Here is an 18,651-nt window from a genome sequence, read left to right as displayed (position 1 = left end):
CGACTGGAGCGGCAAGAGTATCTGAGGAGATTGCTATGGGAATGGGTGGTGGAAATACTGGCGGAGCGGTTTCTGAGATCAACGTTACCCCGCTTATCGACGTTCTTCTGGTACTGTTGATCATCTTCATGGTCATCGTTCCAGTCACGCCTCGAGGGTTGGAGACGCTGGTTCCTCAGCCTCCCAAGGATCATAAGGAGCAGCAGGAGAATGACCGTACGATCGTCGTTCAGGTGCTATCCAACGGCGCTGCAGCCCCGGCTTATAAAATCAACGAGACTTCGATGAACAAGGGCGACCTTGAGCCTAAGCTTGCCGAGATCTTTGCAACCCGGCAAGAGAAGGTCATGTTCGTCAAAGGCGACAAGGATCTGGACTTCAGCAAGGTTGCTGAGGTCATCGACTTCGGTCATCAAGCCGGAGTGGATAACATCGGTCTCATTACACCCCGAGTCGAAGCCGGACAGTAATTCAGTAAGGAAAGCTTTGCGCAGGCGACTGGTCCAAGTGACCAGTCGCCTGAAGCTTTGTGTACTGTGGTTGATCGAGTGCTAGCGTTACCTAAATTACGTTCACCCTTACGTCGACTCTCTTTCATATCCTGGGGGGGGTTGACCCCGATGACAACAGGGACAGTGCATCTGAACGGCCGGGATCTGGCGGCATGAGCAACGCCGAGCGAACGGAGCTTTGCAAGACTACGGTGGGTTCGTGTTTCTGAAGTACAACCTGCTGCCGACCCTGACTGCAGAAGACAATATCCGGATGGTGCAATATATCGGTTGCCGGAACACTGTGTTCGACTCGGCATTTCAGGAGATCTCAATCTACTGGATCACCGACAGGCTGAAACACAAACCTCGTGCCCTCTCTGGCGGGCAGCAGCAACGGGTGGCGATTGCGCGCGGACTGGTGAATTCACCGGCTATCTTGCTGGCCGACGAGCCTACGGACAATCTGGACAGTGAGAACTCGGCGGCAGTGCTGAAGTTGATCAAGGACCTGAACCGTCGGCTCGGGCAGACGATTCTGATGATCACTCATGACGCCGACGCTGCTTCCTATGCGGACAGAATCGTCAAGATGCGAGATGGGCGTATAGTTTAGGCCACTTTGTTTGCGTTCCGGCTAGCCTACGACCGCTGGCTTGCATCGTATCCCGAAGAACAGTTCGAACTATGCAGAAGCGCCATAGTTGTAGTACAAAAGACCGACATTATTCCCTTTTCGAAGAAGGGAAAGAAAGCTGCTCTAGTCACGTTAGGACATATACCATTACAATCAAGCGAACGCCGAAACTTGGTTATAGTCTTTCCCGGTCTTTGGAATAGAAACTCGCGCCCATTTGAAGGAGATGATTCGCCCAATGAAATTCACCGCACGGATTCCGGTTACGGCTGCTTTGCTGGCGCTGATGCTTATCACTGCAACCGGGTGTAATCGCCTGAAGGCTCGGGACCAGCTGACCAAGGGAGTGCAGGCATTCAAAAATGCACGATACGAAGAGGCTGTAAACCACTTCCAGAATTCGATCGCTCTCGATCCGAATTACGAAGACGCGAAGCTGTATCTGGCTACCGCTTACTCGTATCAGGTAGTGCCGAATCTGGACACGCCGGAGAACCTGGCGATCGCACAGAAGGCCCTTGATGGCTTCAATGCCGTTCTGGAAAAGAACCCAAGCGACTTGACAGCGCTGAAGCAGATTGCGTCGATCAACCGCAACATCAAAAAATTTGATGTTGCGAAAGAGTACGAGAAGAAGGTCATCGCGATTGCGCCAAACGACCCAGAAGCTTACTACACCGTTGGATTCGTAGATTGGACGCTAGCTTATAAGAACGCGATCACAATTCTTGCTGCGGACGGGCTGACCGACCAGGGCGACGGCAACCCCAAGAAGAGCAAAGGCGCATGCCAGAAACTGCAGGCTGCTAATACCGATCTGGTGAATGAAGGGCTGCAGTATTTGAACAAGGCTGTCGAGCTGAACCCGACCTATGATGACGCCATGCAGTACCTGCAGCTGACGTATCGCCGTAAGGCTGATTTGGAGTGTGGCAATGAGCAGGCTCGTAAGGACGACATGGCCCAGGTTGATTCCTGGATCCAGAAGGCTATGGGCGCTCGCAAGGAAAATGAGCTGAAGAAGGAAAAGGCGACACAGGGTGGAGTTTCGATGCAGTAGATGTCACTGTGGGTTGTGGTACCGGAGGCCTCCCAAGAACGGGAGGCCTCTTTTGCGTTCAGGTCTGTCCCGGTTTTGATTCGCTGAGTCGATCGTCGTCTGCGGTAGAATGGCCGCTTGCGACGCTCGATAAAAAAAGTGTTGATTGCGAACCGCGGGGAGATTGCGCTGCGGGTCATTCGTGCGTGCCGGGAGATGGGAATTGCCACGGTGGCGGTCTACTCGGATGCCGACCGGGGAGCCCTGCATGTGCTGCATGCGGATGAGGCCTACCGCCTGGGTCCGGCGCCGGCAGGGGAAAGCTATCTTCGGGGAGATCTGATCCTGGAAGTGGCGCGACGGACGGGGGCAGATGCGATTCACCCTGGGTACGGGTTCCTCTCGGAGAATGCGGAGTTCGCCGAGGCATGCGCCAAGGCTGGGGTGACGTTCATTGGGCCTCCGGCGAGCGCGATGCGGGTGCTTGGCTCGAAGACCAAGGCGCGACAGGCGGCGGATGCGGCGGGGATGCCTCGTGTCCCCGGGAGCGTGACGGGGCTGGCGGATGTGGCCGAGGCGTTACGCGTGGCTGCCGGGATTGGCTACCCGGTGATGCTGAAGGCTGCGGCTGGAGGCGGTGGCAAGGGCATGCGGGCGGTGACGCGGGCGGAGGATCTCGGGGCGGCGTTCACGGCGGCCAGCAGCGAGGCGGAGCGAAGCTTTGGGTCGGGCGAGGTGTATCTTGAGAAGCTGATCGAGCGGCCTCGGCACATCGAGATCCAGTTGATGGCGGATGAGCATGGGAGCTGCGTGTATCTGGGCGAACGAGAGTGCTCGGTGCAGCGGCGGCACCAGAAGGTGATCGAAGAGGCTCCTTCCGCGGTTGTGGGAGATGATCTGCGCCGCAGGATGGGCGAGGCTGCGGCGCGACTGGCGCTCTCGGCTGGGTATGTGAACGCTGGGACGGTCGAGTTCCTGGTGGATGATGCGGAGAACTTCTACTTCCTGGAGATGAACACGCGGCTGCAGGTGGAGCATCCTGTGACCGAGATGGTGACTGGATTGGATCTGGTGCATCTGCAGCTTCGTGTGGCGATGGGCGAGCCTCTGCCGCTGACGCAGGAGGATGTTCGGCTGCGCGGACACGCGATCGAGTGCAGGATCTATGCGGAGGACCCGGAGAATCATTTCTTCCCGTCGCCCGGGTTGATTACGCGGCTGATTCAGCCGAGCGGCCCGGGGATTCGCGAGGACTGCGCGGTGTTTGAGGGGTGGAATGTGCCGCTCGACTACGATCCGATGCTGTCGAAGCTGGTGGCGTTTGCGCCGACGCGGGAGCAGGCCATCGACCGAATGCTGCGTGCGCTGGACGAGTACGTGATCGGCGGCATCAAGACCAATATCGGGCTGTTCCGGCGGATTCTGATGGATGAAGACTTTCGCGCCGCCCGGATTGACACGGGGTATCTGGAGAGGCTGCTGGCTGAACCCGCTGCCCCTGCGCAGGAAGATGCTCATGAGGATGTCCCGGAGGATGTGGTGGCGCTGGCGGCTGCGCTGTTTGCTGCGTCTGCGCGGCGGGAGACGGTGGTGACGCCGGCTGCCTCCGAGGAGAGTCGCTGGGCTGTGGCCGGGCGGCGGGAGGGTTTGCGACTGTGACGGTCTGGCTTGAGGTTGTGGGAGAGAAGTGGCGGGTCGAGCTTCCGGCGGAGTTCGGCGCGGGGATGGAGTGCTCGGTGGACGGGCGGCCGATCGTAGCGGATGTGAGGGTGCTGCAGGCTGGAGTGCTGTCGTTATTGATTGACGGACGGCAATACCGGTGCGTTCTGGATGGCAATGGGGTGGTGATTGGGGGACGGCGATTCGAGTTTGAAGTTGCGGACCCGCGGTCGCTGCAGGGGCGCCGGGGGGCGGGTGCCGGGACGGATGGGCCGCGTCCGGTGAAGGCTCCTATGCCGGGTAGGATGGTGCGGGTGCTGGTGGAGGTGGGCGATGCGGTCGAGGAGGGCCAGGCGCTGGTAGTGATCGAAGCAATGAAGATGCAGAACGAGCTGAAGTCTCCCAAGACCGGACGGGTGGCCAGAATTGCGGTCGCGGTTGGCGATGCGGTCGGCTCCGGGGATGTGCTGGTGGTGGTTGAGTAGAGCGGTTCTCCTAGCTGGCAGCTTGATAGGGTCATTTCTTTCTCCTCTCTCTGGGTGGGGGTACCCCCCTCCCCCCTTGGGGTATTTTGGGAGTAAACCACTTGGAATCATTGGTTTGTCGGCTGCTTGTGTATGTAAATTATTGATTCCATGCGACTTGCTTGCAAAATATTGAAAATAAATGACTTGTTGGTTAATAACAAAGGCCCCCGATTGCTCGGCGGCCTCTTTTGCTTCTCTACTACCAGTATAGCGGTTGGAGGATAACTCATACGCCACGCGAATGTGCTGGATTGGCGCAGGGATTTGCGGTTTGGGGGCTTGACAGTTTTTGGGGCACTTCCACTTGGGTGCCTCGAGGAGATTGTTGCGCGCGGGCCAGACACGACCGGGAACGGAGAATATGCTGTGTTGCTTTACTGCTCCGGGTTGGGCTGAAAGTGAACCGAGACTGGAAGGGCGGCACCTTGCCGGATCCGATAGGTCGCGACGACCTCTCCTACCCAATCGCAGGCGTGGCAGGTTGCATTGCGTTTTTGCACTCCGCTTTTTAGCCTGGATTCTTCAGGATGGAGCGCCCAGCACCGAGAGGTATATACGGTGTCCGGCGGCAGCGCAGTCGTGATGGCGCGGTCGAGTTGCGAGAAGTCCACCGGGTGAGCTCCTGCCGCATCGAACCACCAGTATCCGTCAGCGCATCCTCCTCCGTTTCCACCGTCAGGGTCGAAGGTCCCAAGGATGGCATTGGGTCCTACGCCATAGACGGATGCGGACTTGAGAGACTGAAAGAGTCCTCCGTCGGCTTGCAGTCGATAGATTTCGAAGTACTGATCAGGCTGCGGAGCAACACTGCGATCGTCGACCGGAACCTTCACCAGCAGGCTCTTCCATTGCGCGGGCGGTAGATCGGCTAAGGAAATAGGTGGGCCGGCGCCTGGCACCGTCGAGGTATCGAGGGCTAGACCGGGCTGGGCATAGATGGTGGTGATGATCTGGACGATGGCGTGGGTCGAGAGAACGCAGAGGTCGGTCACCTTCTGTTCGACGCGATAGTCCTGGGCGCTGATAAGGTGACCATCCGTTGCCTTGAGGCCGAAGGGAAGAGTGCGGTCCACATCGAGTCGAAGCGGGTCTTGAGTCCACCATGAGAGCGGATGGGCGACTGGAGTATCGTGCGTGTCTGATTTATCGGTCACAACCTCCCGCTGCAATTGGGAGGTTTGCGCGAGTGCCCGCTGGAAGAGGAGGACGGCTAAAAAAACGAAAGAGAGGGAGAATCGCAGCATGGGTCTTCTAATCTTCCACACTCTATCAAACTATCCATTACGTGGAGTCGGTTTGAGCAGGCTAAGTGTGGGTTGAGGGCGCGGAAGAGGCTCAATCTGGGTAGGCGGTGAGGAATTTTTTGTAGGCGCGGTCCGGGGAGTTCCTTAAGTCGATATTCCGCGACCGCGCCGGAGTATCGAAAAAAGGAGATAGGGCAGGACTGTTAGCAAGAAGATCAGCAGGGCTTGAGACAGGCCATCGGGAATCCCCTGGAGGAGAGGTCCAAGCGTGAAGCTCATGGTGATATGTCCGACTTTGTCATGCAGGTTTGGACGATGGGCGTGGACTTTGGCTGCGCCCCCGATCAGTGCAAGCAGAGTCCAGCCGATGGTGGGCCAAACCAGATTCAGTCTTTGACGGGCGGCGATGAGCGCGATCGTCCAACCGATCAAAGTCGGCCCAGCGGTAAAGAGAGACCAGCCAACGCCGAAGTAGAGAATGGCGAGGCCATTTATTGGGACGAATGGCGAATCAAGTCCCGGCAGGAAGATTAGCCAGCCAGACCACAAGATGAGACAGGCAATGAAGTAGGCCGCTGCGAGGAGCGAGAGCGGGGCGAGGCAAAAGGTGGCCCACGGCACCCTGACGCTCCAGGACTGGAGTTGACGCTGGTCGATCATTGCCCTGGCGAGATCCTCCGTTTCGCCGAGCCGGAGGAGCGCCGCGGACTTCGCGTCCCCTGGGGTGAGACCGGCACGCTCCTCTTCCGCGTTCAGGTCGGCCAGGTGATCGGCAAGTTCGCTCAGGTAACGTTTTACATACCGTGGCGCTACGCCAGCCCGAAGCAGGCGTTCGCGAAGTTCATGGAATGGCCTGGCCATGGTGCCCTCCTGTCAGCATGGTTTGGATTGCGGTGGCCAGGTTGGTCCAGGTCTTCGAGAGATCGGCTAACCGTTTCGCTCCGACGGGCGTTACGGAGTAATAGATACGGCTGCGGCGGTTGACGGTCTTGCGCCGGGACTTGAGCGCTCCGTCCTGTTCCAGTCCGTGGAGGACCGGATAGACGACGCCTTCGCCGACTGCGATCACTGCGCCGGTGCGGCTGCGGATTGCCTCGACGATCTCATAGCCATACATCTCCTGGTGCTGAAGAAGTCTGAGGATGAGGAGCTCCGGAACTCCATTCATAAAGTTCGGATTGGTCTCGCGGGGAGCCATCAAGGCCACAATACCTTGTGGTTCGAGGTATTGCAATGGCTTTGTTCAGTCGGGGTGGGCGGTGAGGAATTTTTTGTACTCGCGGTCGAGGGTATTCATGAAGGATTCGACCAGGGTTAGCTGTCCCTGAAGAACCTCGATCTTTTGCTTCATGTCGCTGGCCTGGGCCTCGGTCAGGTCGGGACCTTTCTCCTCCATATTCATGAAGGGAGCGAGGCTGAGGATGGCGTCGCGGGCGGCCTGCTGCTCGGCGTTGTAGAGCTCGGTCTGGGTGGTGTAGATATTGGCATACTCCTCGGCCCGGGCATAGGGCATGTAGGAGAGGGCGGTGGTGGATTGCGCGGTCCTCCAGCTCACGTCGTCGATGGTCTGGATACCGGAACCAATCGACATGCTCGCGTGCTCTGGCTCCTTGTGGTTCTTGATAACGTATTTGAGAACTTCGACGTCGTGCTTGAGCTCAGCCTGATTCTTGTGGAGACCGGCGAGCGCATCGGGCAGGCCCTTAGCGTTGCTTTCGATCTCGGCGTGGAGGCTGGCTTCGGCTTCGTGGACGAGATGACGGTGGTGTTGCCACTCGACGCAGCCTTCGAGGCTGAGCGCGATGAGCAGGCCGATGGTGATGGTCAGGAGATGAAGCAGAAAGTCTCGCCAGCCATGAATGGGTTCATGGGGAGGGTGCACATCGATCACGGTGGGGACCTCGTCGAGATTCACTGAGGACTAGGGTAGCAAACGTCTGGGGCGCGATGCATATTGCGGCATCGCGGTATGGTCCTGAAGGAAGGGGCCGGCGGATGGGGTTCTGTCTTTCTTGATTTGTAACCAAAAATGTGATACAATACTAAAGTCCACTTTTTTGTGATGTTGGCTTGGACTATTGGAGTTCATTCAGAGTTCAAGGAGGCGAGATGGAGAATTTAGGCGAAGAGGTACGAGTTTTTCTTGAGAAGTATGAGGCGAACGCCAACGCGGGAAGTGCTGACGAGATTGTGACGCAGTTTGCAGAGGTCTTTATGGCTGCTGATCCGAGTGGCGCCAGGGCTGTGCCGTCTTCGGTGCTGCTGATGGCGATTCCGCAGCGGAGGAAGCTCTTCGAGCGAGTGGGGAGCAGTGTCACCACGCTCGCATCGGCGAAGCAGACGAGGCTGGATGAGCGGTATGTACTGCTCGAGACGGAGTGGCTGGTGAAGTTTGAACGTGCAGGCGGGCTAAACGAGGAGCTTAGCCTGCGATCGACCTTTGTTGTGCATCGTTCGGCCGATGGTCTGAAGGTTGTCTTTTATTTGAGCTACGAGGATCTGACGGCGGTTCTGCGCGATAGGGGGCTTTTGGTGCCGGATATGGCTTAGGTTGGCGCAGATCTCTTAGTCTGATTTTGACAGGGCTAAGACTTCGGCAAGATGCAGGGGTTTGGCTTTGGTGTTCTGGGTGATCTGCTCGGCGCAGCTGAAGCCATCGGTGACGAGGATGGTGCTCGCGGATTTGTTGCGAACGGCTGGGAGGAGGACGCGGTTGGCGAGGGTTTGGGAGACGTCGTACTTGTCCTTTTCGAATCCGAAGGGGCCGGCCATGCCGCAACAGCCGGAGTCGAGGAGTTCTACGTCGGCTCCGGTGAGGCGGAGGAGGGCGATCTCATCGTGCATGCCCATGGTGGCGCGGTGGTGGCAGTGGCCGTGGACGAGGATTTTTTCTGCCAATTGCGGCGGGCGGTAGGTGGGCGCGTGTTTGACGAGGAACTCGCTGAGGAGGAAGGTCTGGTCGCGGAGTTTTTGCGCGCGGGGATCGTGGGGGAGGAGGTTGGTGAGCTCGTCGCGGAAGACGGAGGCGCAGGAGGGTTCGAGCACGACGATGGGGGTGCCGGCCTGGAGCTGTGGGGTGAGGGCGTTGAGGGTTTTGAAGAGGTAGTCTTTGGCGGTGTCTAACATGCCGAAGTCGTAGAGGGGGCGGCCGCAGCAGAGATGCTGCGTGGGCAGCGTGACGCGGAAGCCGGCGGTGGTAAGGACCTGGTGGGCGGCGCGCATGGCGGCGGGGTGGAAGTAGTTGTTGAAGGTGTCGGCCCAGAGGAAGACCTCGGGGGCTTCGGCAGGGAGGGGATTGCGGCGGTCGCGGCGGCGTTTGGGGTCGCGGGCGAGGCGGCGGTCGGGGGTGAAGGGTTTGGAGAAGCGGGGGAAGGTTCGCTGCGGATGGATGTGGAGGATCTTCTTCATGACAGCGCTGATGAGCGGTGTGTGGTTGATCGCGTTGACGAGGTGTGGGGCGTAGGAGGCGAGGCGGGCGAAGACGTCGATGCGGCCAAAGGCGTAGTGGGAGAGCGGGCGGGACTCGCCTTCATAGTGGTGGGCGAGGAACTCGGACTTGTAGGTGGCCATGTCGACCGAGACGGGACACTCGGACTTGCAGGCTTTGCAGGCGAGGCAGAGGTCGAGGGATTCTTTGACCTGCTTATTTTTCCATTGGTCGGGGAGGACTTCGCCCTGCATGAGCTCCCAGAGGAGATGGGCGCGGCCGCGGGTGGAGTGAAGCTCTTCGCCGGTGGCCATGAAGCTGGGACACATGGTGCCGGCGTCGGTCTTGCGGCAGGCTCCAACGCCTACGCAGCGGAGGTTGGCGTCGGCGAAGCTGCCGTTGTTTTCGGCGTAGGCGAAGTGGGTCTTGGGCTGCCAGGGATTGTAGTCGGCGCCGAGGCGGAGATCTTCGTGCGGCTGGTGGGCGTCGATGAGCTTGTTGGGGTTCATCCGGTTGGTGGGGTCAAAGAGGCGCTTGAAGGTGCGGAAGGCGTTCATCAACTCTTCGCCGAACATCTTGGGGAGGAGCGCGCCGCGGGCCTGGCCGTCGCCGTGTTCGCCGGAGAGAGAGCCGCCGTGAGCGAGGGCGATGTCGGTGGCGTGGTCCATGAACTGGCGGAACTTGAGGATGCCTGCTTCGGTTTGGAGGTCGAAGTTGTGGCGCATGTGGACGCAACCCTGTCCGAAGTGGCCGTACATGGGGCTGCGGTAGCCGAACTCGTTCATCAGGGCGAAGATGGCGCGGAGATAGCTTCCGAGTTGATGGGGATCGACGGCGGCGTCCTCCCATCCTTCCCAGCCGGTGCCGACACCGGGGATGAAGGCGGTGGCGCCAAGGGCGGACTCGCGGATGCGCCAGACGTTTTTGGCTTCGGCAGAGGTGTAGATGCGGCTGGTCGCGTCCGGCGCGATGGTTCTGAGAGAGGCGACCAGGGCGCGGGCTTTGGTGTTGGCTTCGGCCTGGGTGTCTGCGCCGAACTCGACGATGAGGAAGCCGTTACCGCCGGGGAGGAGCGCGAGCTCTTCGGAGAACTTCTGCTTGCGGCGCATGGCATCGAGAAGGAGTCCGTCCATGCCTTCGAAGCCGATGGGTTTGTGTTCCAGGATCTGGGGGACGTGGTCGGCGGCGAGGAAGATGTCGGGGAAGCCCACGCCGACGAGGGTGCGGCAGGGTGGAGACTGGACGAGCTGGAGGGTGGCTCCGAGGATGATGGCGCAGGTGCCTTCGCTGCCGACCAGGGCTCGGGCTACGTTGAAGGAGTTTTCAGGGAGAAGCTCGTCAAGATTAAAGCCGGAGACGCGACGAGGGATGTTGGGAAATTTTTCGCGGACCTGGCTGGCGTAAGTGTCGCGAAGGGATTTCAGGGTGGCGTAGATCTCGCCTATGCGTCCTCCTGTTGCGATGTGGTCGGCGAGCTCGGCTTCGGTGGTGGGGCCCACGGTGAGGCGGGTGCCGTCGTAGAGGAGGAGGTCGAGGGTGGCGATGTTGTCGACGGTTTTGCCGCCCATGAGGCCGTGAACGCCGCAGGAGTTGTTGCCGATCATGCCGCCGATGGTGCAGCGGCTGTGGGTGGCGGGGTCGGGGGCGAAGGTGAGGTGGAGTTTTTCGGCGGCGTCGCGAACGCGGTCGAGGACGATGCCGGGCTGGACGTGGATGGTGCGGTTGACCGTGTCGATTTCGCCCATGCCGTTCATGTATTTGGAGAAGTCAAGGATGACGGCGGCGTTGCAGCCCTGACCTGCGAGCGAGGTTCCGGCTCCGCGGGTAAGGATGGGCGCGTTGAAGCGGCGGCAGAGTGCGACGGTGGCAATGACGTCGGCCTCGTCGCGGGGGAGGACCACGCCGATAGGGATGTGGCGATAGTTGGAGGCGTCGGTGGAGTAGAGGGCTTTGGAGGCGGGGTCGAAGCGGACCTCGCCGCGAATCTGCTCCTGGAGGAGCTGGGCTAGCTCGTCGGAGGCGGGAAAGGTGTCGTGTGCGCGGGCGTGGGAGCTCGGCAGGACGACGAAGGGGGAGGTAGGAGGAGCAGCCATGAGGTTGATGGTACGGTTATTTGTGGTCGCGCACCTGATCGTGGAGTTTAGCATTGTCCAAATGGTGTGAGGGAGTGGCAACGGATGTGCGGGGGATCCGAGATTCGTTGCCACGCCATCTGAGCAGACAGGAGCGATTATGTCGATTACGAAGACAGCAGAAGAGTTCTTTGAAGCGTGTGAGACGGGCAAGGGCTGGTCGGTATGCAGCGCATATTGCACCCCCGGAGCTACGTTCTCTGCACAGGCGGAGCCGCTCGCTGAGGTGTCAACGGTTCAGCAGTACACCGACTGGATGCAGGGGTTGCTTACGGTCCTTACCGACGGAGCGTATGAGGTGAAATCATTCGCGACCGATGCAGGACGAAACAACGTCAACATCTACGCGGTTTTCACAGGCACGCACCTGGCAGGCGGACCGGTATCACCGACCGGAAAGACCACGAACTCCGACTATGTTTACTTCCTGCAGTTCGATGGCGACAAGATCTCGCATTTCACGAAGATCTGGAACTCCGGGTTTGCGATGAAAGAGCTCGGCTGGGCCTAATTCCCTTTCGTCATCCACAATAAACCTGTAAGGCCTTAATTTTTGAATGTGGCTTGCATCGACTTGCGCCGATGCAGTTCGGTGGTTCTCGCAGCTGCTAGGCCTTGCCGGTGGCAGTCATCTTGAAGATGGCTTGTGCGTTGGAGCTGTCGAAGCCAAGGTCGAGTTTTTGTTTGCCGTCTTCTTCGGGTAGTGGGAGCCGCGTGATGAACTCGTAGAAGGAGCCATTAACTTCTTTGGGGATAAGAGCGCCTTCGGGCGTACGGAACTTGCGTTGAACTTTGGCGGCTAGAAAGGCAGTCTGACGGACGCGGCCCGATTGCGAAGTTTCGACAGCGGCCTTCATTGGCTGGCCTAGAGCTTTCTGTTCTTCGGCTAGCTGGTCGACGTCGGGGACGCGGTCGGTGGCGTGGTTGAAGGCGTTGCCCTCGGTGGAGATCCAGGCCATCTCGGGAGATTCTGCGAGGAGGATCTCGTAGTCGGCGAGAGCGGGTTCGGTGTGCTGGCGCTCGAAGACGGAGGCCAGGATAGGGAGCAGCGTTACAGACTCTTCGACGCTAAGGGAGCCAGCGGATTCGAGTTTGTCGAGGAGGGACGTCGCCTGTGGGGTGACAGGATCCTTTGAAGTTGCGGCGACGCGCTGGACGGCGGCCTGGAACTCGGGCGAGAAGCGCTCGGGATGAAGCTCGCTGAGAAAGAACTGGGCGATCTCTTCGGGGTAGTCGGCCTGGGCGTGGGAGCGGCCGGTCATCTTGAGGCGTTCGAGGGGGTAGACGCCGTTGAGTGCATAGCCGAGTGGGCGGAGGATGCGCGTGATTGCTTCCTGCCCGGCGGGGAGACCACCCATGCCTTCGAGCGCAACGGTGCGGACGGCGCCGTGGTCGTGGAGGATCTGCCGGCCTTTGTTGAGGGTGTAGTCGGCGTAGGTTTTGGCGGTGGGTACGCGACGCAGAAGATCTTCAAAGAGGAGCATGTTGAGTGCTTGCGCGAGAACGGCGCGAGAGACCTGCGGGCCGGGGTCGGCGGCGATCTCGGGATGGATGACCAACAGCTTGAAGAGGTGTTCGGTGCGCTCGGTACCGATGATCTGGTCGAGTGTTTTGCGTAGGACGCTGGTGCCTGTGCTCATGGTTAATTCCTCGTGACTCCCGGAGGGTTTCGTCCGGCCCCTAACATCATCGTCAATGGGAGCGCGTCTGTAAAGGTCACTTCGTGACATGTATACCGGCTTCGCCCTGGGCCTCCCGATGGTCGGCAAAAAGATTTTTGATCGCGACCAACGGGAGCGCCAACCAAAGGGGTATACATGTCACGAAGTGACCGCCCGCGCGTAGCGGGTAGTTCCGCGTCGTGAATGGTCTACGGCCTAGTGGTGGCGAATTGGGAGGGAGGCGGCGAAGGCTAAGAGTGCAGCGTCCTGCATGGGTGCGGCGATGAGCTGCATGCCGGTGCCGAAGGGTGCGTTGATGGCTTCTCCAGCGAGTGTGACAGCGGGCAAGCCCGCAAGGCTGACTGGCGTGGTGTAACGCAGAATCGCTTTGCGGATGTGTGACTGGTCTTTGCCTGCAAAAAGTCTGCTGACGGGAGCGAAGGGAACGAGGAGGAGATCCGCCTGCTGGAAGAGCGAGGACATTTGAGTGCGGAAGACTTCGAGGCGATGATGAAGGCTTTGGAGTTGATCGGCGGTGATGGATGCTCCCCACGTGAGGCGTTCCGCGATTGCGGGCTCGAAGTGTTGATAGTGGCCGCGATGGAGCTGGGCTGCTTCGCTGGCCTGGATGGAGGTAAAGATCTCTAAGCTGTCGGCCCAGAAGGCGGTGTTGATTGGTGTGAGGGTTGCGCCGTGTTGCCGGAGGTGCTGCTTCCACGCGGCGAATGCTGAGTGAACTTCGGGTTCGCAATCCTGCATGAACTCGTCGTTGACATAGCCGATGCGGAGTTGAGTTGGTACGGGCGCCGAGGGGATGTCGTAGATTGCGCTGGCGAGCGCGGGGCCATCGCGGAGATCGCGAAAGAGCAGACCGAGGGTATCGAAGGATGGTGCGAGGTGGGCTGCGCCGAACCAGCGTTCTTCGCCGCGACTGACACCGTGAGAGGCGCGGTAGCCGGCGAGTCCGCAGAGTGCAGAGGGGACGCGGACGGAGCCGCCGGTGTCGGTGCCGATGGCTGCGAGTGCGGACCCCTCTTGCACGCTCGCCGCTGCTCCGCTGGAGGACCCGCCGGTGAGCAGGGTTGAATCGCGCGGCTGGAGGCTGTCTCCGTAGTCGGCATTCTCGCCGGTAATACCGTAGGCGAGTTGATTGAGGTGAGTCTTTCCGGGGATGATTGCGCCCGCATCGAGCAGCCGCTGTGCGACCCATGAGTTCTTTGCGGCAATCGGATGGAGCTGTTGGTAGTAGCGAGAGCCGCAGCTGGTCACGGTTCCTGCGAGGTCGAAGCAGTCTTTGAGCGAGATGGGAATGCCGTAGAGCGGAGGGCGATTTTGAACATCAGCAAAGAGATTCGGGAGTTGTTCGGCTCGATGGAGCGATTCGGTTGTAGTGAGGGTGAGGTAGGTGTTGTGCGAGGCGTTGCTGTTCGCATTGCCGGCGGCAGCGGTTGCGATCGTGTAGGGATCGGTTTCAGCTGATGTAATTGCGTGGCGCAGGGATGTGAGCGGAGAGGGCGTGGTTGTCATAGTCTTGACCGCCAGGTGAGGAGATAGTTAGTGAGGTGTGGTGGCAAAGGTCTGGAAATAAGCCTGCAGGGCCTTTGCAGCAGGCTCGCCGAGCTGTGGATCACAGGACATGGTTGATTTCGGATCGACGGACTTTGGGTCGCGGAGATAGCGTTCGAAGATGGCTGGCGACGACGAGGCGAAGCTACCTAGCGTGTGCCACTCTTTACCCGCTTTTGTGCCACCGTAGCTGCCGATGTTGTGGCAGCGATAACAGTGTTGCCGGGCGATGCGAAAACCATCGATAACCTGCGGGTTGGCTGCGTCTCTTTGATGAGGTGAAATGGCGCCATAGACCTGTTGAGAGGTGCCGAACTCCAGCCGGGTTACTTTCGCCGGTATCTTGGGGATCTCCTGGAAGGAGAGGACGCTGAAGGACGGAGTGAATCCTGCGTGCGTGATGAAGTAGGCGCCGGGGTCGTCGTTATGGGTCCGGGCTACCCAGGTTTCGACGGGCAGCCCATTGATCTTCAACGCGAGGATTGGGCGGTGGGTCTTTACATAGTCGCGAGGATAGGTTGCACGATAGCCATCAGAGCACAGGGCGATCAGGAGATCTGAGCCGGGAAGCGCGCGGAGGGAGCTTTCCAGTACGTCAAGATAAATGCCGGTCACGGCTAATTTTTGCTGAGGGAGTTCGCGGAAGTTGTCGTCTCCAATGACTGTGACCGTCGTCTGGGGAAGTGTTAGAAGTCGTTCGTAGGAGATGTAGCGAACTGTTCCGGGTGTGACACCTGCAGCCATGCCTGTGATCTCGAGGTCTGACGGAGCGCTGCGCTCCATCAGAAGGGGCGGCCCGGATGAAGGGGAGTTGGCGGCTAGTAACGCAAGGCATGCAGCAAAGACAACGATCAGCTTCACTGGAGACATGATTCAGACTATCGTGTAATTTCTTTCCAACAAGAGCAAAAAACAGGTTTTCGCGTATCGCTATCAAGGCCGGCCGATGTTTACAGTTGCAGGGACAGAATGCCTGCGAGGGGAATTCTGACCCATGCGGGGCGGTTGTTGAGTTCATAGAGGAGCTCGTAGAGGGATTTTTCGAGCAGGTAGGCGCTGAGCAGAAGTTGTGCCTGCTTGACTTTCGGAATGAGCTCAGAATCTTTGGTCATGACGGTTGCGTGGTAGGCGCGGAGAAATTCCGTGGAGACGGAGTTCTGCCAGAGGGTGGACCAGGGCTCGAGATACTTTGCATCGTCGGGACGGCGCTGGGCGAATGCGTTGTGCGCGGCGTGTGCGGCGTAACTGAAGGAGCGCAGCATTCCGGCTACATCGCGCAGAGGGGATTGCTTGGCTCGGCGTTCGGCGAGGCTGCGTGCGGGTTCGCCCTCGAAGTCGAGGATGACGTAGTCGCTGCGGGAACGTAGGACCTGGCCGAGATGATAGTCGCCGTGGATGCGGATGCGCTGGCCCGCCTGGGTGGGTGTTGCGGAGGCGATGGCGCGGGCGCGGGCGAAGAGCTCGATGCGGCGGCTGAGGACGAGAGCCGCGTTATCGGCAGTGATCTCGGTAAGCTGCGACATGCCGCGCTTGAGGGCGTCGAGTGTGAGAGACAGCTGCGCGTCGATGCGGTCGGCGTCGGCGACGAGATCGGCAGTGGTGAAGTCTTCGGCCATGAAGGCGGGATCGTGAGTGGGTGTGGCGAGTGCCAGGTGCATCTCGGCGGTGCGTCGGCCAAGGAGAGCGGCGGCGTCCAGATAGAGGCCTGCATGCTCGCGGGCCAGAGCGGGTATTTCGTTGTTGGAGAGGAAGGAGGGGGGAGTGCCGAGGTCGTGAAGAGCGGGCAGGATGGCGACGCTGTCGTAGTAGTGAGAGAGCTCGTCGAGGGTCCACTGCCAGCCGTCGCCTTCGTTTTCGACCAGGCCCTGGAGCATCGCGATGGTGGTGGGTTCGCCGGTCTTGGAGTGGAGCGTGATGTCGCCTAGAAAGGGAGCGATGCGGGGGAAGTGTGCCGTCTCGGTGAGAAAGCGGCCGATCTCGGTGTCGGGGTTTTCCCCGGGTTGAAGCCGGCGGAAGAGCTTCAGGATGAGCTTCGCGTCGTACAGGATGGAGGTGTTGGATTGCTCGGCTGATCCTGTGCGGGCCGGTAGAGGATCCGAGCCGCGAGCTTCGGCGAATGCGCTGCTGCTTCGTCCTTGAAGGTTGCCGTTTTGCGTGGCGAGTTCGCCGTTTGTCTCGATGAGGTGAAGGATCGCCTGACGAACGTCTTCGCGCACGAGTGCATCGTGGAGGACCGCGGGGCCGTCAGAGGTTGTAACGGTTGCGACGATGCTCGCGGGATCGGCAGCGCGGATCATATCGGCAGTCTCGCCTGTGCTGGTGGTTAGGGCGAGCTGATAGACATCGGTGCTGTTGTCTTCGTAGGTGAGACGGAGGAGGAGAAGCACTGCGTTGAGATCGGGCAGCATCGCGGAGTCGTGAACTTCGACCGCTTTGATGGTCCGTGACTTGGCCCCAAACCAGCGTTGATGCGGGAGGTAGCCGACGAGCAGACGTTGCAGGAGAGCTAATCCCTCCCCGGTCAGAACGCCTTCGACGCCGCGGCTGAGCAAGTTGACGATAGGCTCGTCAACGGGCACCTCGACCGGCTCTGGTGCGGCGGGCGCGGATTGGAGTTCAAGCCAGAGAAAGGAGTATGGCGAAAGCGTGAGCGGATAGGGCTGTGCGGTGATGGTCGGAAAGTTGACGTATCCCAGCATCTCGACGGGGACCATGCCGGAGTACTTCGACAGGTCAAGGGAGACGGGTTGCGAGAAGCGTGACAGGTTCGCGACGCAAAGAACGGTCTCGCAGTTGCCATTCTCTTCGTATTGGCGAACGTAGGCGAGGATCTTGCGGTTCTCGGGGTTGAGAAACTCCTGCGTGCCGCGTCCGAAGACGTGGAAGAGTTTGCGCAGGGCGATCATGTTGCGCGTCCAGTGCAGGAGAGACGACTGATCGGACTGCTGTGCCTCGACGTTGATGGATTGATAGCCCCAGATGGGGTCGGTGATGACGGGGAAGTAGAGCCGCGCGGGGACCGACGTGGAGAAGCCCGCGTTGCGGTCGGAGTTCCACTGCATCGGCGTGCGGACACCATTGCGATCGCCCAGATAGATGTTGTCGCCCATGCCGATCTCGTCGCCGTAGTAGAGGATGGGGGTGCCGGGGAAGCTGAGCAGAAGCGAGTTGAGCAGCTCGATGCGGCGGCGATTGTTATCGACCAGAGGCGCAAGGCGTCGGCGGATGCCAACATTGATGCGCATGCGCGGGTCGGCCGAGTATGCGAAGTACATGTAGTCGCGCTCGTCGTCGGTGACCATCTCGAGGGTGAGTTCGTCGTGGTTGCGAAGGAAGAGTCCCCACTGGCAGTTGTCGGGAATGGCGGGGGTCTGCGCCATGATGTCCGTGATGGGCAGGCGGTCTTCCTGGCGAAGGGCCATGTAGATGCGCGGCATCAGCGGGAAGTGGAAGGCCATGTTGCACTCATCGCCGTCGCCGAAGTAGGGACGGACGTCCGCGGGCCACATATTGGCTTCGGCGAGCACCAGTCGGTTCTCATACTCGGCGTCGATCACGGCACGAATCTGCTTGATCTTGACGTGGGTCTCGGGCACGTTCTCGCAGCTTGTGCCGTCGCGCTCGATCAGATAAGGAATTGCGTCCAGGCGCAAGCCATCCACGCCCATATCCAGCCAGAACCGCATCGCCGTGAGAACTTCTTCCATCACGCGGGGGTTGTCGAAGTTCAGGTCAGGCTGATGGGAGAAGAAACGGTGCCAGTAGTACTGCTGCGCGACGTCGTCCCAGGTCCAGTTGGATTTTTCTGTGTCGGTGAAGATGATGCGGACACCCTCGAAGAGCTTGTCGGTAGCGCTCCACACGTACATGTCGCGTTCGGGCGAACCTTTGGGCGCTAACCGTGCCGCTTTGAACCATGGGTGTTGATCGCTGGTGTGGTTGATTACCAGTTCAATCATCACCTGCATGTTGCGAAGGTGAGCGGCGTCGAGAAACTGCTTGAAGTCGTTGATGGTTCCGTAGCTAGGATTGACGTCGACGTAGTTTGCAATGTCATAGCCGTCATCTCGCAAGGGAGAGGGGAAGAACGGAAGCAGCCATAGACAGGTGACGCCCAGATCCTGAAGGTAGTCGAGCTTTGACATGAGGCCGGGAAAGTCGCCGATGCCGTCCGCATTCGAGTCCATGAAGGCTCGAATGTGAATCTCGTAGATGATCGCGTCTTTGTACCAAAGCGGATCGGTGGCGCTGCCGGCTTTTTTCACTCT

General features: G+C 59.7%; 17 protein-coding genes. 8 read left to right on the top strand and 9 right to left on the bottom strand.

Features of this window, described 5'->3' with window-relative positions:
* The first annotated feature begins 35 nt into the window (after positions 1-35).
* The 5 genes from HDF08_RS18505 (at position 36) to HDF08_RS18485 (ending at position 4,311) form a co-directional block, all read left to right on the top strand.
* Positions 36-470, top strand: a complete 435-nt coding sequence (locus HDF08_RS18505; protein ID WP_179640164.1) for an ExbD/TolR family protein — start codon at positions 36-38, stop codon at positions 468-470.
* Positions 471-690: 220 nt separating this feature from the next.
* Positions 691-1,107 (top strand): ABC transporter ATP-binding protein, encoded by a 417-nt coding sequence (locus HDF08_RS18500; protein WP_218884856.1) that lies wholly within the window; start codon positions 691-693, stop codon positions 1,105-1,107.
* Between the two features lie 259 nt (positions 1,108-1,366).
* Positions 1,367-2,188: a tetratricopeptide repeat protein gene (locus HDF08_RS18495; protein ID WP_179640163.1), complete on the top strand. Its 822-nt coding sequence runs from the start codon at positions 1,367-1,369 to the stop codon at positions 2,186-2,188.
* Positions 2,189-2,305: 117 nt separating this feature from the next.
* The gene (accC, locus tag HDF08_RS18490; protein WP_179640162.1) at positions 2,306-3,826 is read left to right on the top strand and encodes an acetyl-CoA carboxylase biotin carboxylase subunit; all 1,521 of its coding nucleotides are present in this window, start codon (positions 2,306-2,308) and stop codon (positions 3,824-3,826) included.
* A complete protein-coding gene (locus HDF08_RS18485; protein WP_179640161.1) occupies positions 3,823-4,311 on the top strand; it encodes an acyl-CoA carboxylase biotin carboxyl carrier protein subunit in 489 nt (162 codons plus the stop codon). The genes accC and HDF08_RS18485 overlap by 4 nt, the downstream gene beginning before the upstream one ends.
* A 416-nt stretch (positions 4,312-4,727) precedes the next feature.
* On the opposite strand, the gene HDF08_RS18480 is transcribed toward HDF08_RS18485, so the two are convergent.
* From HDF08_RS18480 to HDF08_RS21855, 4 genes are all read right to left on the bottom strand, one after another.
* Positions 4,728-5,597, bottom strand: coding sequence for a hypothetical protein (locus tag HDF08_RS18480; RefSeq protein WP_179640160.1), 870 nt, complete (start codon positions 5,595-5,597; stop codon positions 4,728-4,730).
* A 144-nt stretch (positions 5,598-5,741) separates the two neighbouring features.
* A complete protein-coding gene (locus tag HDF08_RS18475; RefSeq protein WP_179640159.1) occupies positions 5,742-6,458 on the bottom strand; it encodes a hypothetical protein in 717 nt (238 codons plus the stop codon).
* Positions 6,439-6,795: a PadR family transcriptional regulator gene (locus tag HDF08_RS18470; RefSeq protein WP_179640604.1), complete on the bottom strand. Its 357-nt coding sequence runs from the start codon at positions 6,793-6,795 to the stop codon at positions 6,439-6,441. The genes HDF08_RS18475 and HDF08_RS18470 overlap by 20 nt, the downstream gene beginning before the upstream one ends.
* A gap of 45 nt (positions 6,796-6,840) precedes the next feature.
* Positions 6,841-7,188: a hypothetical protein gene (locus HDF08_RS21855; protein WP_257031271.1), complete on the bottom strand. Its 348-nt coding sequence runs from the start codon at positions 7,186-7,188 to the stop codon at positions 6,841-6,843.
* Between the two features lie 6 nt (positions 7,189-7,194).
* On the opposite strand from HDF08_RS21855, the gene HDF08_RS21850 reads away from it, so the two are divergent.
* The gene (locus HDF08_RS21850) at positions 7,195-7,515 is read left to right on the top strand and encodes a hypothetical protein (protein WP_257031270.1); all 321 of its coding nucleotides are present in this window, start codon (positions 7,195-7,197) and stop codon (positions 7,513-7,515) included.
* A gap of 191 nt (positions 7,516-7,706) precedes the next feature.
* Positions 7,707-8,147 carry a hypothetical protein gene (locus HDF08_RS18460; protein ID WP_179640157.1) on the top strand — a complete coding sequence of 147 codons (441 nt, stop codon included), beginning with the start codon at positions 7,707-7,709 and terminating at the stop codon, positions 8,145-8,147.
* A gap of 15 nt (positions 8,148-8,162) precedes the next feature.
* Here the strand turns inward: HDF08_RS18460 and HDF08_RS18455 are convergent, their stop codons facing one another.
* Positions 8,163-11,117 carry an FAD-binding and (Fe-S)-binding domain-containing protein gene (locus HDF08_RS18455; RefSeq protein ID WP_179640156.1) on the bottom strand — a complete coding sequence of 985 codons (2,955 nt, stop codon included), beginning with the start codon at positions 11,115-11,117 and terminating at the stop codon, positions 8,163-8,165.
* A 139-nt stretch (positions 11,118-11,256) separates the two neighbouring features.
* On the opposite strand from HDF08_RS18455, the gene HDF08_RS18450 reads away from it, so the two are divergent.
* Positions 11,257-11,667, top strand: a complete 411-nt coding sequence (locus HDF08_RS18450; protein ID WP_179640155.1) for a nuclear transport factor 2 family protein — start codon at positions 11,257-11,259, stop codon at positions 11,665-11,667.
* Positions 11,668-11,764: 97 nt separating this feature from the next.
* Here the strand turns inward: HDF08_RS18450 and HDF08_RS18445 are convergent, their stop codons facing one another.
* The 4 genes from HDF08_RS18445 to treS all read right to left on the bottom strand — a co-directional run bounded on the left by HDF08_RS18445 (position 11,765) and on the right by treS (position 18,648).
* The gene (locus HDF08_RS18445; protein ID WP_179640154.1) at positions 11,765-12,796 is read right to left on the bottom strand and encodes a DUF1338 domain-containing protein; all 1,032 of its coding nucleotides are present in this window, start codon (positions 12,794-12,796) and stop codon (positions 11,765-11,767) included.
* Positions 12,797-13,033: 237 nt separating this feature from the next.
* Positions 13,034-14,344 carry an amidase gene (locus HDF08_RS18440; protein ID WP_179640153.1) on the bottom strand — a complete coding sequence of 437 codons (1,311 nt, stop codon included), beginning with the start codon at positions 14,342-14,344 and terminating at the stop codon, positions 13,034-13,036.
* A 27-nt stretch (positions 14,345-14,371) separates the two neighbouring features.
* Positions 14,372-15,253, bottom strand: coding sequence for a hypothetical protein (locus tag HDF08_RS18435; protein WP_179640152.1), 882 nt, complete (start codon positions 15,251-15,253; stop codon positions 14,372-14,374).
* A gap of 80 nt (positions 15,254-15,333) precedes the next feature.
* Complete coding sequence (gene treS / locus HDF08_RS18430; RefSeq protein ID WP_179640151.1) at positions 15,334-18,648, bottom strand: maltose alpha-D-glucosyltransferase; 3,315 nt, start codon at positions 18,646-18,648, stop codon at positions 15,334-15,336.
* Positions 18,649-18,651: the final 3 nt, after the last annotated feature.

Origin of the sequence: Tunturiibacter empetritectus (genome assembly GCF_013410875.1) — a bacterium.
GTDB classification, from domain to species: Bacteria; Acidobacteriota; Terriglobia; order Terriglobales; family Acidobacteriaceae; genus Edaphobacter; species Edaphobacter empetritectus.
The sequence above is the reverse complement of the archived record's forward strand: the minus strand, read 5'-3'. Positions and strand labels throughout refer to the sequence as shown.